The 16,230-nt window shown below is 65.4% G+C and carries 9 protein-coding genes and 3 rRNA genes; all 12 read right to left on the bottom strand.

Features of this window, described 5'->3' with window-relative positions; translation table 11 throughout:
* Window positions 1-2 precede the first annotated feature (2 nt).
* The 12 genes from ACFPJ4_RS04095 to tyrS all read right to left on the bottom strand — a co-directional run bounded on the left by ACFPJ4_RS04095 (window position 3) and on the right by tyrS (window position 16,206).
* On the bottom strand, window positions 3-1,775 hold the full coding sequence (locus ACFPJ4_RS04095) for a CTP synthase (RefSeq protein WP_386739008.1): 1,773 nt from the start codon (window positions 1,773-1,775) through the stop codon (window positions 3-5).
* Between the two features lie 63 nt (window positions 1,776-1,838).
* Entirely contained in the window at window positions 1,839-3,545 is a 1,707-nt protein-coding gene (gene recN / locus ACFPJ4_RS04090; protein ID WP_386739007.1) for a DNA repair protein RecN, read from the bottom strand.
* A complete protein-coding gene (locus tag ACFPJ4_RS04085; protein ID WP_386739006.1) occupies window positions 3,542-4,498 on the bottom strand; it encodes an NAD kinase in 957 nt (318 codons plus the stop codon). Before ACFPJ4_RS04085 ends, recN begins: the two co-directional genes overlap by 4 nt.
* 41 nt (window positions 4,499-4,539) lie before the next feature.
* A complete protein-coding gene (locus ACFPJ4_RS04080) occupies window positions 4,540-5,346 on the bottom strand; it encodes a TlyA family RNA methyltransferase (protein ID WP_386739005.1) in 807 nt (268 codons plus the stop codon).
* Entirely contained in the window at window positions 5,339-5,539 is a 201-nt protein-coding gene (locus ACFPJ4_RS04075) for a hypothetical protein (protein ID WP_386739004.1), read from the bottom strand. The genes ACFPJ4_RS04080 and ACFPJ4_RS04075 overlap by 8 nt, the downstream gene beginning before the upstream one ends.
* Entirely contained in the window at window positions 5,539-6,576 is a 1,038-nt protein-coding gene (locus ACFPJ4_RS04070) for an HAD-IIA family hydrolase (RefSeq protein ID WP_386739003.1), read from the bottom strand. Before ACFPJ4_RS04070 ends, ACFPJ4_RS04075 begins: the two co-directional genes overlap by 1 nt.
* Window positions 6,560-7,351 (bottom strand): hypothetical protein, encoded by a 792-nt coding sequence (locus ACFPJ4_RS04065; RefSeq protein ID WP_386739002.1) that lies wholly within the window; start codon window positions 7,349-7,351, stop codon window positions 6,560-6,562. Before ACFPJ4_RS04065 ends, ACFPJ4_RS04070 begins: the two co-directional genes overlap by 17 nt.
* Window positions 7,352-7,916: 565 nt before the next feature.
* A 5S ribosomal RNA gene (gene rrf / locus ACFPJ4_RS04060) occupies window positions 7,917-8,033 on the bottom strand.
* A gap of 117 nt (window positions 8,034-8,150) precedes the next feature.
* A 23S ribosomal RNA gene (locus ACFPJ4_RS04055) occupies window positions 8,151-11,265 on the bottom strand.
* A 494-nt stretch (window positions 11,266-11,759) separates the two neighbouring features.
* Window positions 11,760-13,280: ribosomal RNA gene (locus tag ACFPJ4_RS04050) — 16S ribosomal RNA — on the bottom strand.
* Together the 16S, 23S and 5S rRNA genes form the textbook arrangement of a ribosomal RNA operon.
* Window positions 13,281-13,828: 548 nt before the next feature.
* Window positions 13,829-14,827: a hypothetical protein gene (locus ACFPJ4_RS04045; protein WP_386739001.1), complete on the bottom strand. Its 999-nt coding sequence runs from the start codon at window positions 14,825-14,827 to the stop codon at window positions 13,829-13,831.
* A gap of 74 nt (window positions 14,828-14,901) precedes the next feature.
* On the bottom strand, window positions 14,902-16,206 hold the full coding sequence (gene tyrS / locus ACFPJ4_RS04040; RefSeq protein WP_386739000.1) for a tyrosine--tRNA ligase: 1,305 nt from the start codon (window positions 16,204-16,206) through the stop codon (window positions 14,902-14,904).
* Window positions 16,207-16,230: the final 24 nt, after the last annotated feature.

Raw genomic sequence — 16,230 nt, 5'->3', positions numbered from 1 at the left:
GCTCACACCTCCGCCGGCTCGGCCAGGTCGGCCGCCGCGTCGGAGTCGACGACGACCGCCTCGGGCTCGGCGTCGGCGAGCACGCCCGGCTCGGCGACCTCGAAGAGGCGCGAGGCCCGGTTGCGCTCGAGCGCGGCCCCGATCAACCCGCGGAACAGCGGGTGGGAGCGGTTCGGTCTCGACCGCAGCTCGGGATGGGCCTGGGTGCCCACGTAGAAGGGATGCACCTCACGCGGCAGCTCGACGTACTCGACGAGCGAGCGGTCGGGCGAAACGCCCGAGAACACCATGCCCGCGGCCGAGATCCGGTCGCGGTAGTGGTTGTTGACCTCGTACCGGTGGCGGTGCCGCTCCGATGCCGTCGGAGCGTCGTACAGCTCGCTCACGATCGATCCCGGCTCGAGGGCCGCCTCGTAGAGACCGAGCCGCATGGTGCCGCCCAGATCGCCGTGATCGATGATGTCGACCTGCTCGGCCATGGTCGCGATCACCGGGAACTCGGTGTCGGGGTCGAACTCGCTCGATGAGGCGCCCGGCAGACCCGCCACGGACCGCGAGTACTCGATGACCATGCACTGCAGCCCCAAGCAGAGCCCGAGGGCCGGAATCCTGTTCTCCCGTGCGAAGCGCAGGGCGCCGAGCTTGCCCTCGATGCCGCGCACGCCGAAACCACCCGGTACGCAGATGCCGTCGACCTCGGCGAGCTGCTTGGCCGCCCCCTCGGGTGTCTCGCACTCGTCGGACGGAACCCAGCGGATGACGACCTTCGCCTCGGCCGCGAAGCCGCCGGCTTTGAGGGCCTCGGTCACCGAGAGATAGGCGTCGGGCAGGTCGATGTACTTGCCGACCAGGGCGATCGTGACCTCGTGCTTGGGCTCGTGCACGGCCTTGAGCAGGTCCTGCCAGCCGTCCCACTCGACGTCGTGCGCGTGATCCAGTCCGAGCTGCTCGATGATGTACGCGTCGAGCCCCTGCTGATTGAGCATCGTCGGGATGTCGTAGATGCTCGGCACGTCGATCGCGTTCACCACGGCGCGCTCGTCGACGTCGCACATCAGCGCGATCTTGCGCTTGTTCGCTTCGGAGACGAGCCGGTCGCTGCGCAGCACGAGCGCATCGGGCTGGATGCCGATCGAACGCAGGGCGGCGACGGAATGCTGGGTGGGCTTCGTCTTCTGCTCCCCCGACGCCCCCATGTAGGGAACGAGGGAGACGTGCACGAAGAACACGTTGTGGCGTCCGAGCTCGTGACGCACCTGGCGCGCCGATTCGATGAACGGCTGGCTCTCGATGTCGCCGACGGTTCCGCCGATCTCGGTGATGATGACGTCGGGCACGGGCGAGCCGTCGGCCGGTGGCTGGGCCTGCAGCCGCATCCGGCGCTTGATCTCGTCGGTGATGTGCGGGATCACCTGCACCGTGTCGCCGAGGTATTCGCCGCGACGCTCGCGCTGGATCACCCGCGAGTAGATCTGGCCGGTCGTGACGTTCGCGGCCTGGTCGAGATTGATGTCGAGAAAGCGCTCGTAGTGCCCGATGTCGAGGTCGGTCTCGGCTCCGTCGTCGGTGACGAAGACCTCGCCGTGCTGGAACGGGTTCATCGTGCCCGGGTCGACGTTCAGATACGGGTCGAGCTTCTGCATGACGACGCGCAGTCCTCGAGCGGTGAGGAGGTTGCCCAAGCTCGCGGCCGTGAGGCCTTTGCCGAGCGACGAGACGACGCCCCCGGTCACGAAGATGTGCTTGGTTACGACTGTTCCGGGATTGACCACCACGGGGTTACAGCTTATCCCAGCAGCGGGGGCGCGTGCCGGGACTCGCCGCGCAGCCGGGCGCGATCAACCGACCCGGTGGGCATTGTCGAGCAGTTCCCGCGCGTGGGCCAGCGCCGACTCCGAGTCGGGCGACCCGCTCAGCAGGCGTGCCATCTCGGCGGCGCGCTCCTCGCCGTGCACGAGGCGCACATTGCTCGCCGTCACGGAGCCGTCGCTGCCCTTCTCGACCACGAGGTGGTTGGTCGAGAAGGCCGCCACCTGGGCGAGGTGCGTGACCACGATGACCTGCGAGGTCTGCGCGAGGCGGGCGAGCCGTCGACCGATCTCGGTGGCGCTCGCCCCGCCGACGCCCGCATCCACCTCGTCGAAGACGAAGGTCGGCACGGGATCGGTCGCCGCGAGCACGACTTCGATGGCCAGCATGACGCGCGACAGTTCGCCGCCCGAGGCACCGCGCCCGATCGGCCGCGGCTCGCTGCCGGCGTGGGGCTGCAGCAGGATGGCGACCTGGTCGCGACCGGTGAGGCCGAGTTCGCGCTCGGTCACCTCGATGGCGAGCCGGGCGTCGGGCATCGCGAGGGCGCCGAGCTCGGCGGTCACCTCGGCGGCGAGACGCCCGGCGGCGACCTGCCGCACGGCGGTCAGTTCGGCGGCGAGCTCGTCGACGCGGCGGCGGTCGGCGGCCACCTGATCGCCGAGCTCGAGGATGCGGTCGGCGTCGCTGTCGAGCTCGAGCAGTCGGCTGCTGCCGCTCTCGAGATAGTCGATGACCTCGTCGACGGTCGGCCCGTACCGTCGGGCCAGGGCGGTCAAAGCGGCCCGCCGCTCCTGGATGATCTCCAGCTCCCGCCCGCCGTCCGCGTCGAGCGATCCGAGATAGCTGGCGAGCTGACCCGAGATCTCACTGAGCGCGAACGACGCCTCGGCCAGGGCCGAGACGATCGGCGCGAGGGCTGCGTCATGGCCCGCCACCCGGTCGAGGGCGCGGCGCGCACCGTCCACGCGGGCCAGCGCGTCGCCGGTGTCGTCGACGAACTGGGCCGACACGGCCTCCTGCGCCTCGACCGCGGCCCGCCGAAGGTCTTCGAGATTGCTAAGACGCTCGGCACGCTCGGCGAGTTCGGCGTCCTCTCCGCGCTGGGGAGACACCGCCTCGATCTCGTCCATCGCCAGCCGCAGCTCCTCGGCCTCGCGGGCCCGCCGGTCGCGCTCGGCGACCAGCACGTCGAGTTCGCCCTGCTGGATCTGCCAGCGGCGGAAGACCTCCTGATAGTCGCCGAGCAGGGTGGAGAGCTCCGAACCCGCGAAGCGATCGAGCGCCTCGCGCTGCGCGGTCGACGACCGCAGGCGGATCTGCTCGGACTGGCCGTGCACGACCACCAGATTCGCGCCGATCTCGCTCAGCACGCCGACGGGCGCCGCACGCCCGCCGACCGTGGCGCGACTGCGCCCCTCGCTCGAGACCGACCGGCTCAGGATGAGCTGGGCGCGACCGTGGGACACCGCATCGAGGTCTCCCCCGGCGTCGCGCACGCGATCGGCCACGGGACCGGCCGCGTCGACCTCCCAATGCCCTTCGACGACGGCCTGAGCGCTGCCCAGCCGCACGGCGCCGGCGTCGGCGCGCTCCCCGAGCACGAGGCCGAGGGCGGTCACCACCATCGTCTTGCCCGCGCCGGTCTCACCGGTCAGCGCGGTGAACCCCGCTCCAAGCGGCAGCCGGGCCTCGCCGATCACCCCGAGGTCGCGGATGAAGATCTCTTCGATCACGGCCGACCGGCCTCGTCGGCGGCCCCGTCGTCGGCGACCCGGCCCTCGGCGGCCGGCCCGCGCCAGCCTGCGACGGGAAGCGCGAACTTGTTGACGAGCCGATCGGTGAACGGGCCGAGGCTCAACCGAGCGAGGCGCACCGGGATCGGGGATCGGCGCACGATCACGCGCGACCCGCTCGGCAGGTCGAACGCGCGACGACCGTCGCACCAGACGACCCCGCTGCCCACCGACCGTTCGAGCAGCTCGACCGCGAGAGCGGACTCCGGCCCCACGACGAGCGGTCGCGCGAACAGCGCGTGCGCCGAGAGCGGGACCATCAGCAGGGCTTCGACGGTCGGCCAGACGACGGGCCCGCCCGCCGAGAAGGAGTACGCCGTGGACCCGGTGGGGGTCGACATGACGACGCCGTCGCAGCCGAAGGTCGAGAGCGGACGGCCGTCGACCTCGATCGCGACCTCGAGGGACCGCTCCCGGCTCGCCTTCTCGACCGAGGCGTCGTTGAGGGCCCAGCTCTCCCAGATGACCTCTCCGTCGTGCTTCACCCGCACGGAGAGCGCCATGCGCTCCTCGACCTCGTAGTCCCGTGCGAGGGCCCGGTCGACCGTCTCGGTGAGGTCTTCGCGTTCGGCTTCGGCGAGGAACCCGACGTGACCGAGGTTGACGCCCAGCAGCGGCGCGTTGCAGCCGCGGGCGAGCTCGGCGGCGCGCAGGATCGTTCCGTCGCCACCGAGCACGATGACCAGTTCGAGCTCGGTGGTCGCGACATCGATGCCGAGCAGATGCAGCGGCGCGAGATCGGGCGCCGCTTCGAGCAGGTCCGACCGTTCGTCGTCGGAGACCACGGGGACGAGACCCGCCTCGATGAGCTGGCGGCAGACCTGCACGCCGGCGCGCAGTGAATCCTCGCGGCCCGTGTGGGCGACGACCAGCAGGTGGCGCGCGTGCGGCATGCGCGGATCCTTCCGTCGGGCCCGGGAAACGAGCGATCGTGCTAGAGCAGTGCGGCGACCGCCCCTGCCCATTCTGTCGGATTGCCTCCGACGGCGCGGCTGAACCAGACCAGATACTCCTGGTTTCCACTGCTCCCCGGCAATGGGGAGGAGATGATGCCGGCCGTCGGCAGGCCCAGATCCCAGGCCGCCCAGAGCACCGCGGATGCCGCATCCTGGCGCCGCGCGCGATCCCGCACGAGGCCCTCCCGGATGCCGGTGCGGCCGACCTCGAACTGCGGCTTGATCAGCAGCACGAAGTCGGCATCGGGGTCCGCCGTGTCGCGCAACGCCGGCAGGATCGTCGTGAGCGAGATGAACGACACGTCGGCCACCACGAGCTCGGGCCTGGACTCGGTCCCCGCCTCACGCGCCAGCCCCTCCGCCGTGAGCGAGCGGGCGTTGACGCCCTCGACGACCCGCACCCGCGGGTCCTCACGCACGAGGGGGGCGAGTTGCGCGTGCCCCACGTCGAGGGCGATCACCTCACGCGCTCCGCGTTCCAGCAGCACCTGCGTGAAACCCCCCGTCGACGCCCCGACGTCGAGCGCCAGACGGCCGCGCACCGTGACGTCGAACGCGTCGAACGCGGCTGCGAGCTTGTGCGCCGACCGACTCACATAGCCGTCGTCGCCGACCAGCCCGAGTTCGGCATCCGGCGAGATGCGCAGCGAGGCCTTCAGCGCCGCCTTTCCGTCGACCGTCACCCGTCCGCCTGCCACGGCCTCGACGGCGAGGGCGCGCGAGCGGGCGAGACCGCGGCGCACGAGCTCGGCGTCGAGCCGGGGCAGCTCGGGAAAGTCAGGCATGCGGTCGCGCCGCGTCCCCCGCTTCGAGTTGCGCGCGCAACTCGTCGTGCAACTGGGCGAGCGCCTCGGCGCGGGTGTCGAGCGGCTGGTCCTCGATCACGCGAAGCCGGGTCAACAGTGCACTGGGCTCGTCGTCGACCACGGTCTCGGCCGTGTCGCCGACCGCGCCCGCGGCATCCTGTTCGTCAATCATCACGACTCAGAATAGAGGCCGGGGTCGACCTCGAGCGCATAGATCGCCGACCCGGTACCCCAGATCGCGGCGGCACCGGCCCGAAGCAGGTCGATCGATCGGGAGCCCGGACGCTCGATTCGGACCGCGTTGCCGTGGATGCGCACGACGGCGTCCTTGACCGTCACGAGGGTGTCGCCCGAGCGCCGCTCGGTGGTGGTCACGGCAGGCGGATACGGCTCGAACAGCTCCCGCAGGTCGCCGAGCAGGAACTGCGGACGGGACTCCACGCCCGCGGCCAGCACCTGTTTGGCCCGGTCGATGCCGGTCATGACCAGGGCGGACGGCATCCCCGCGCGGTTGGCGCCGAGGATGTCGGTGTCGAGGCGGTCTCCGATGAACAGCGGATGCCGCGCCCCGAAGCGCGCGACCGCCGCGTCGAAGATGGCGCGCTCCGGCTTGCCCGCGACGAGGGGCAGCCGTCCGATGACGGTGTGCACCGCCGACACCAGGGTCCCGTTGCCCGGGGCGATCCCGCGCGCCTGCGGGATGGTCCAGTCGGTGTTGGTCGCCACCCAGGGCCGATCGGCGTGGCCGTTGCCCGCCTGCAGCGCATAGGCGGCCTCGGCGAGATGGACCCAACCGACCTCGGGGGCGAAACCCTGCACCACGGCCGCGGGATCGTCGTCGGCCGAGCGTGTCACCGTGAATCCGGCCTTCTGCACCTCGTCGACGAGCCCGTCGCCGCCGACCACCAGGATCCGCGAGCCGACCGGAACCAAGCCGGCCAGCAGGACTGCCGCCGCCTGCGGTGAGGTCACGACGTCGTCGGCGACGACGCGCAGCCCGAGTTCGGTGAGATGAGCCGCCACCGAAGCCGCGGTACGCGAGGCATTGTTGGTCAGATACCCGACGCGGATGTCGGCCTGAGCGCGATTGATGCTCTCAACGGCATATGGCAACGCGTGCGGGCCGGCATAGACGACGCCGTCGAGGTCGGCCAGGAGAACGTCGACCCCGTCGAGCGGGGCCGGCGCCGGATCAGACCGGCGCGCCATCCGTGCTTCCGTCGTCGGCGCTCAGCTCCTCGATGATCTCCACCGTGTCTTCGCCCTCCGGGATCGCGGCCTGCTCGAGAGCGATCGTGGCGCGGTCGGAGCGCTGCCACCACTGCTCCGCCTCCTCGTCGTGACCGAGCTCCTCGAGCACGGTCGCGTAGGCATCGAACAACGCCGGGCTCCAGGCGAAGGCGCGCTCAGGATCCAACTGCGGGATCTGCAGTTCCGCGAGAGCCGCCTCCGGCTGCTCCAGATCCAGACGTGCTCCGGACATCGCGATCGCCAATTCGACCTGCACCGGAACGTCGAGCTCGGCCTTGGGCACCGAGCGCCCGAGCTCGAGCGCGCGATCCGGCCGGCCGACCCCCCGCTCGCTGTCGACCATCAACGGCAGCTGGTCGTTCTTGCCGGTCAGACGCCGGTAGGTGCGCAACTCCCGCAGGGCCAGCGCGAAGTCCCCGGTCGCGTATGCCGTGATCGCGACCGTCTCGCGCACGACCCCGACACGGCCCGCCCGTCGACCGGCGGCCAGAGCATGCTTGTGGGCCAGTTGAGGGTCGTCGTCGATCAGGCGACCGGCCATCACGAGATGGCGAGCAACCCAATCGGCGTTCTCCTTGCTGAGCGTCTTCAGCTCGGCACGCGCGACCTTGTCGAGCTGCTTCGCCTCGATGTCCTCGGGGATCTCGGGATCGTCATGCCTCGGACGCGAGTCGTCATCGAGCGCGCGCGGAGGTCGTCGATCGCTACCGGCCGGAGGACGCCCCGACCGCACCGGCGCACCCGCACGAGCAGGAGCTCCATCGCGGCGCGGAGGCACCCGCCCGGGAGCCCCGTCTCGGCGCGGCGCTCCAGTACGTGGCGCACCAGTGCGCGGCGCACCAGCCCCTGCGCCACCCACGCGCGGGGTCCACCCCTCGCGCTTCGGCGCGCCAGAACGGGGCGCCGCCGCGCCACCATCACGACGAGGGGCGCCTTCACGACGCGGTGCGGCACCACTGTCGCGTCGAGGCGCGGCACCACCGTCTCGACGTGGCGCGAAGCCACCATCACGACGCGGTGCGGGACCACCATCACGACGCGGTGCGGGACGGCGCTCGGGAGTCCCAGCGCCCTCACGGCCCGTCGCACGATCGCGCGAACCGCCGCGGGGAGCTCCCCCCCGCTGGCCTCCGCCGGATCCAGCGCGGCCCTTCGGTCCATCCGCCCTGCGCGGGCGATCGGACTCTTCCGACGGATCGGTCATCTCGACTCCAGATAGTGCGGTGATGCGTCGCGAACGACGCGGTGCGTTAACGCGAAATGGCCACCCGCTGGGCGGGTGGCCATTTCACAAAGAAGTCCGGCGGTGTCCTACTCTCCCACAAGGTCACCCTTGCAGTACCATCGGCGCAGAAGGTCTTAGCTTCCGGGTTCGGAATGTAACCGGGCGTTTCCCCTTCGCTATGGCCGCCGAAACACTATTGATTTCTCAATCAGTTTGCGGACAGATCGATTGGATCTGTACTGCAGTACCCGACCGTAAATCGGGAACCACAAAGTGGACGCGAGCAGCATGTCTAAAAAAACATGGTGTTATCAAGTTATCGGCTTATTAGTACCGGTCAGCTCCATGGGTCTTTAGTCCCCACTTCCACATCCGGCCTATCAACCCAGTCGTCTAGCTGGGAGCCTCTCCCCCGAAGGGATGGAAATCTCATCTTGAAGCTGGCTTCCCGCTTAGATGCTTTCAGCGGTTATCCATTCCGAACGTAGCTAATCAGCGGTGCTCCTGGCGGAACAACTGACACACCAGAGGTTCGTCCATCCCGGTCCTCTCGTACTAGGGATAGATCTTCTCAAATTTCCTACGCGCGCAGCGGATAGGGACCGAACTGTCTCACGACGTTCTAAACCCAGCTCGCGTACCGCTTTAATGGGCGAACAGCCCAACCCTTGGGACCTACTCCAGCCCCAGGATGCGACGAGCCGACATCGAGGTGCCAAACCATGCCGTCGATATGGACTCTTGGGCAAGATCAGCCTGTTATCCCCGAGGTACCTTTTATCCGTTGAGCGACAGCGCTTCCACAAGCCACTGCCGGATCACTAGTCCCGACTTTCGTCCCTGCTCGAGCCGTCACTCTCACAGTCAAGCTCCCTTGTGCACTTACACTCGACACCTGATTGCCAACCAGGTTGAGGGAACCTTTGGGCGCCTCCGTTACTTTTTGGGAGGCAACCGCCCCAGTTAAACTACCCACCAGGCACTGTCCCAGAACCGGATTACGGTTCGTAGTTAGACATCCAGAGTGACCAGAGTGGTATTTCAACAATGACTCCACCGACACTAGCGTGCCAGCTTCACAGTCTCCCACCTATCCTACACAAGCCACACCGAACACCAATACCAAGCTGTAGTAAAGGTCACGGGGTCTTTCCGTCCTGCTGCGCGTAACGAGCATCTTTACTCGTAGTGCAATTTCGCCGAGTTCGCGGTTGAGACAGCTGGGAAGTCGTTACGCCATTCGTGCAGGTCGGAACTTACCCGACAAGGAATTTCGCTACCTTAGGATGGTTATAGTTACCACCGCCGTTTACTGGGGCTTAAATTCAGAGCTTTGCCGAAGCTAACCCTTCCTCTTAACCTTCCAGCACCGGGCAGGCGTCAGTCCGTATACATCGTCTTGCGACTTCGCACGGACCTGTGTTTTTAGTAAACAGTCGCTTCCCACTGGTCTCTGCGGCCTCCTTGGCTTCCTGGAGCAAGTCCATTCACCAATTCGGCCCCCCTTCTCCCGAAGTTACGGGGGCATTTTGCCGAGTTCCTTAACCACGATTCTCTCGATCTCCTTGGTATTCTCTACCTGACCACCTGAGTCGGTTTGGGGTACGGGCGGCTAGAACCTCGCGTCGATGCTTTTCTTGGCAGCATAGGATCACTGATTTCCCCCGTGAGGGGTACGCATCGGATCTCAGGCTATGTGAGAGACGGATTTGCCTATCTCTCGCCCTACGTCCTTACACCGGGACAACCATCGCCCGGCTCAGCTACCTTCCTGCGTCACACCTGTTAATACGCTAACCGCACCAGAATGGGGTCGAGCGTTAGGCCGGCTGCTTCACCCCGAAGGGATCCGTCTGCCGGATTAGGACTCTTAGCACTACTGGATTAGCTTGGGCGGTTCTTCGCCGGTACGGGAATATCAACCCGTTGTCCATCGACTACGCCTGTCGGCCTCGCCTTAGGTCCCGACTTACCCAGGGAAGATTAGCTTGACCCTGGAACCCTTGGTCTTTCGGAGGACATGTTTCTCACATGTCTTTCGCTACTCATGCCTGCATTCTCACTCGTGTGGCGTCCACGGCTGGGTCACCCCGCCGCTTCACTCGCCACACGACGCTCTCCTACCGATCCGCACGGCTGGACCACGAAGGCCTACCTATAATGCGAATCCTACGACTTCGGCGGTGTGCTTGAGCCCCGTTACATTGTCGGCGCGGAATCACTTGACCAGTGAGCTATTACGCACTCTTTCAAGGGTGGCTGCTTCTAAGCCAACCTCCTGGTTGTCTATGCAACTCCACATCCTTTCCCACTTAGCACACGCTTAGGGGCCTTAGTCGGTAGTCTGGGTTGTTTCCCTCTCGACGATGAAGCTTATCCCCCACCGTCTCACTGCTGCGCTCTCACTTACCGGCATTCGGAGTTTGGCTGACGTCAGTAACCTTGTAGGGCCCATCGGCCATCCAGTAGCTCTACCTCCGGCAAGAAACACGCAACGCTGCACCTAAATGCATTTCGGAGAGAACCAGCTATCACGAAGTTTGATTGGCCTTTCACCCCTATCCACAGCTCATCCCCTCGGTTTTCAACCCAAGTGGGTTCGGTCCTCCACGACGTCTTACCGTCGCTTCAACCTGGCCATGGATAGATCACTTCGCTTCGGGTCTAGGGCATGCGACTGAATCGCTCTATTCGAACTCGCTTTCGCTACGGCTGCCCCTCACGGGTTAACCTCGCCACATACCACTAACTCGCAGGCTCATTCTTCAAAAGGCACGCTGTCACCCCTACTAAGGAGGCTCCAACGGTTTGTAAGCAGACGGTTTCAGGTACTATTTCACTCCCCTCCCGGGGTACTTTTCACCTTTCCCTCACGGTACTTGTCCGCTATCGGTCATCTGGGAGTATTTAGGCTTACCAGGTGGTCCTGGCTGATTCACACGGGATTTCTCGGGCCCCGTGCTACTTGGGATCCCTTCCGCCGCTGCGCGTCATTTCGATTACGGGACTGGCACCCTCTGTGGTCGACCTTTCAAAGTCGTTCATCTATAACGCGCATGTCAACGTGTACTTCGGCAGAAGTACCTGAAGGTCCCGCTACCCCGACCATGCAACGCCTGCCGGCTATCACACATGATCGGTTTGGCCTGTTCCGGTTTCGCTCGCCACTACTAACGGAATCGCGGTTGCTTTCTCTTCCTGTGGGTACTGAGATGTTTCACTTCCCCACGTTCCCTCTACCCGCCCTATATATTCAGGCGGGAGTCACTGGGTCGTACAAGTACGCCCAGCGGGGTTTCCCCATTCGGACATCCTCGGATCAAAGCTCGCTTATCAGCTCCCCGAGGCTTATCGCAGATTGCTACGTCCTTCTTCGGCTCCAGATGCCAAGGCATCCACCGTCTGCTCTTAGAAACTTGACTACATGAGTTTTTAGAATCGATCGACAGCCGGCGTACTGAGCCCGAAGGCACGTTCCGTCAGCTGCAGATTGACCAATGATCTATCGGAAGACTCCCGAAGGAGCCTCCTATTTGATCATCTTGTAGATCACGTGACCCGAAGGTCACGAATCTAAGATGCTCGCGTCCACTGTGTAGTTCTCAAAATACGGGCGGTACTCCGTCGCTCTGGCCGCTGGCCAGGACGATCGAAGTCCAGAGGTAAGGTCACGACGCCGCGTTCTCCCGCAAAGGAGGCGCGATCGCCGGCCCGGTCCCTCAGGACCCAACAACGTGCATAGCCCGAGCGTCGACTTTCGATCCGTTCCTGTCGGCAAGCCGACGTACTGGGATCTCGAGGTTCGACTCGAGCTCTATGTCAATGTTCCACCCATGAGCAACCACCCATCACCGTTGTGGCGATGGTGTGGCTCTGGCTAACAACTCCCTCGGGAGTTGCAGCAGAAGCTCCTTAGAAAGGAGGTGATCCAGCCGCACCTTCCGGTACGGCTACCTTGTTACGACTTAGTCCTAATCACCGATCCCACCTTCGACAGCTCCCTCCTTGCGGTTGGGCCACTGGCTTCGGGTGTTACCGACTTTCATGACTTGACGGGCGGTGTGTACAAGGCCCGGGAACGTATTCACCGTGGCGTTGCTGATCCACGATTACTAGCGACTCCGACTTCATGAGGTCGAGTTGCAGACCTCAATCCGAACTGAGACCGGCTTTTTGGGATTCGCTCCACCTTACGGTATTGCAGCCCTTTGTACCGGCCATTGTAGCATGCGTGAAGCCCAAGACATAAGGGGCATGATGATTTGACGTCATCCCCACCTTCCTCCGAGTTGACCCCGGCAGTCTCCTATGAGTTCCCACCATTACGTGCTGGCAACATAGAACGAGGGTTGCGCTCGTTGCGGGACTTAACCCAACATCTCACGACACGAGCTGACGACAACCATGCACCACCTGTATACCTGCCTTGCGGGGAGACTGTTTCCAGCCTTTTCAGGTATATGTCAAGCCTTGGTAAGGTTCTTCGCGTTGCATCGAATTAATCCGCATGCTCCGCCGCTTGTGCGGGCCCCCGTCAATTCCTTTGAGTTTTAGCCTTGCGGCCGTACTCCCCAGGCGGGGCGCTTAATGCGTTAGCTGCGACACGGAAACCGTGGAATGGTCCCCACATCTAGCGCCCAACGTTTACGGCATGGACTACCAGGGTATCTAATCCTGTTCGCTCCCCATGCTTTCGCTCCTCAGCGTCAGTTACGGCCCAGAGATCTGCCTTCGCCATCGGTGTTCCTCCTGATATCTGCGCATTCCACCGCTACACCAGGAATTCCAATCTCCCCTACCGCACTCTAGTTTGCCCGTACCCACTGCAGGCTGGAGGTTGAGCCTCCAGTTTTCACAGCAGACGCGACAAACCGCCTACGAGCTCTTTACGCCCAATAATTCCGGATAACGCTTGCACCCTACGTATTACCGCGGCTGCTGGCACGTAGTTAGCCGGTGCTTTTTCTGCAGGTACCGTCACTTTCGCTTCTTCCCTACTAAAAGAGGTTTACAACCCGAAGGCCGTCGTCCCTCACGCGGCGTTGCTGCATCAGGCTTGCGCCCATTGTGCAATATTCCCCACTGCTGCCTCCCGTAGGAGTCTGGGCCGTGTCTCAGTCCCAGTGTGGCCGGTCACCCTCTCAGGCCGGCTACCCGTCGTCGCCTTGGTGGGCCGTTACCTCACCAACTAGCTGATAGGCCGCGAGCTCATCCTGGACCGAAGTTCTTTCCCGACGCTGAAGATGCCTTCGCGTCGCGTATCCGGTATTAGACGTCGTTTCCAACGCTTATCCCAGAGTCCAGGGCAGATTGCTCACGTGTTACTCACCCGTTCGCCACTGATCCAGAGGAGCAAGCTCCTCTTTCACCGTTCGACTTGCATGTGTTAAGCACGCCGCCAGCGTTCATCCTGAGCCAGGATCAAACTCTCCGTAAATGTTTGATTGCACGTCGACCGAAGTCGGCGGCACATCTGTGTCACAGCTGCCGGGGAAAACCGGTGGGCTGCGACGAGTTTGATCTGACTAAAGGATTGTCTACTGACAATCCGTCAATCCAAAGGAATCTCAAACGACCGATCCGAAGATCGATCGCCGAGGTAATATTTGGCATTTGACATAGTGCACGCTGTTGAGTTCTCAAGGATCGGGCGCGCCAGAATCGCAACTCTTTCGGGTCTGATTCAGGGCAACTGCTCTAACCTACCACCAACCGGACGTGTCTGTGACACTTGCTGGAAACATTGTTTCCTGCGCCCGTGGTGGGCTCCATCTTAGGCACGCTCCATGGACTTCGTCGAGAATCAGATTCTCAACCGAATCCGTGTGAGTTACCGGAGATGGTGTCCCGCTTGAGGCCGGGAAGCTCTTCGGCTTTCCCGCACCTTTGGGGTGACGAGGGATTACGTTACGGGAAGCCGGGGCTCTTGCCAAATCCCGGCGGTATCCCGGGCGTGTCGCGCCGTATCCCGGTGATCGCGACCGGTCAGGTGCAGTATTCGGCGTGCCATGTCGGCACCTTCGACGCGGACGCCACCGAGGTCATCACCTGGACGTTCGCCGCGTCGTTGACCGTGCGCGCGATCGTCACCTGCGCGATGATCTGCTTGGCCGCATCGGCGATCTTGCTCACCTCCGGCCTGATCCCGGCGGGCGACTTCTTCGCCAGTGCCGCCCAGCGATCCTCGTAGGCCTGCATCGCCGCCAGAGAGTCCGGGATGGATCCCGCGACGGCCGGCCAGCCGAACGTCGGCGACTGCAGCATGGTCGGGTCCGCCTTCAAGGTCGCGCAGAAGGCCGCACTCGCACGGGCGACGCTCGCGTGCTGCACCTGCTGCTGCCAGACCGTGTAGCCGAGGTAGCCGCCGACGCCCAGGACGACCGTCATGACGGCGCCGACCGCGATCGAGGCCCCGACCACCCCCACGACCCACCCGCGGCGGCGGACGCTCGTACCCGCGGCGATGAGCCCCGCGATCAGCCCGAGAGGAGCGAGCACGATCGCGAGGATCAGGACGAGCTTCTCCCCCACCGTCGATCGCTCCAGGTCGACCTCGTCGGCGTCGGGAGCACCCGTTCCGAACCACAGCGCCGATGCCGGTCCGCTCGGGGTGCCATCGGCGACGGGAGTCGCCAGGACGGCGGCGAAGTCGAGGGGCGCGTCCGCTCGTGGAGGCGCCGCCGCTGCCGTCGCGGGCGGCGCGGAGACCCTCGCGGAGGGCGCGGGCGAGGACGGGGCGACCTGTGCCGCCCCGGGCGGGGGCGGGGCGGACGGAGCCAGGGAGGCGACGGACGGCGCGGGAGCGAAGGCGTAGGGGGCCGGGGCGACCGGTCGCGGCGGCGCGGCGAGCTGGTCGGCGCCCATCAGCTCGGGAGGCGCGGAGGGCTGAGCGGGGAATGCGTGTGCCGGGCCCGCGATAGGGCGGTTCAGCTCGCCGAGCAGCCGCGCGAACTCGTCGTCCTCACCGCGTGCCTCGTCCGCCATGGCGCCTCCCGAAGCTGAGCATAGGACACGCGGATATCGGTGATGTTACGAATCCTCGAGAGTGCACATCGGCGTCAAGCGGCCAGGATCCCCGCCAGGGTGCGCTTGCCGCGGCGCAGCACCGCGATGCCGCCCGCGAGCAGGTTGTCGCCCAGGACGGCCCCGGTGTCGTCGACTCGGGCGTTGTTGAGGTAGACCCCGCCCTGCTCGATCGCGCGCCGCGACTCCCCCAGGCTGGACGTCAGCCCGGCGTCCACGAGGAGTTGGGCGACCGGCGTCGCGGGACCACCGCTCGCGCGGGGCAGCTCGGCGATCGCCGATCGGAGAGTCGCGGCATCCAGCCCCGCCAGGTCGCCCTGCCCGAAGAGCGCCTCGGACGCCGCGATGACCGCCTCCAGGGCGGCGCGGCCGTGCACCAGCTCGGTCACCTCCGAGGCGAGCGCATGTTGCGCCTCGCGCCGGAACGCCTCGGTCGCCACCGCCTGCTCGAGCCGCTCGATCTCGGCGCGGGGCAGGAAGGTGAAGATCTTGAGGCGCGCGATCACGTCGGCGTCGTCGGTATTGAGCCAGAACTGGTAGAACGCGTACGGGCTGGTGAGCGTGTCATCAAGCCAGATCGCGTTGCCCTCGCTCTTGCCGAACTTGGTGCCATCGGAGTTCGTGATGAGCGGCGTGCCGATCGCGTGCACCGAGACGCCTTCAGCTCGATGGATGAGATCGGTGCCGCTCGTGAGGTTGCCCCACTGGTCGCTGCCGCCGGTCTGCAGCACGCAGCCGTACTGCCGGTAGAGCTCGAGGAAGTCGAAACCCTGCAGGATCTGGTAGCTGAACTCGGTGTAGCTGATTCCGGCGTCGCTGTTCAGGCGGGCGCTCACGGCATCCTTCTTGATCATGGTGCCGACCCGGAAGTACTTGCCGACGTCGCGCAGGAAGTCGATGGCGCTGAGCCCTGCCGTCCAGTCGAGGTTGTTGACGATGCGGGCGGCATTGTCGCCCTCGAAGCTCAGGAACCGCTCGACCTGGGCGCGGAGGTAGCCGACCCACTCGGCCACCGTGTCCTTGGTGTTCAAGGTGCGCTCGGCCGTGGGGCGCGGATCGCCGATCAGGCCGGTGGATCCACCGATGAGGCCGAGCGGCTTGTGGCCGGCCAGCTGGATGCGACGCAGCGTGAGCAGTTGCACCAGGTTGCCCAGGTGCAGGCTGGGCGCCGTCGGGTCGAAGCCGCAGTAGTAGGTGATCGGCGGGCCCGCGAGGACCGCCTCGAGCGCGGCGGCGTCCGTCGACACCTGCACGAGACCGCGCCAGACGAGTTCGTCCCAGACTCCGGAGAAGGACGGATCGTTGCGCTGCCGGTCGAGAACGCTCGGGGTTTCTGGCACCGGCACAGATTATCAGCGGCGTGC

Origin of the sequence: Lysinimonas soli, from assembly GCF_042655435.1 — a bacterium.
In the GTDB taxonomy this organism is placed as follows: domain Bacteria; phylum Actinomycetota; class Actinomycetes; order Actinomycetales; family Microbacteriaceae; genus Lysinimonas; species Lysinimonas soli.
This window is presented reverse-complemented; position numbering and strand designations above follow the sequence as displayed.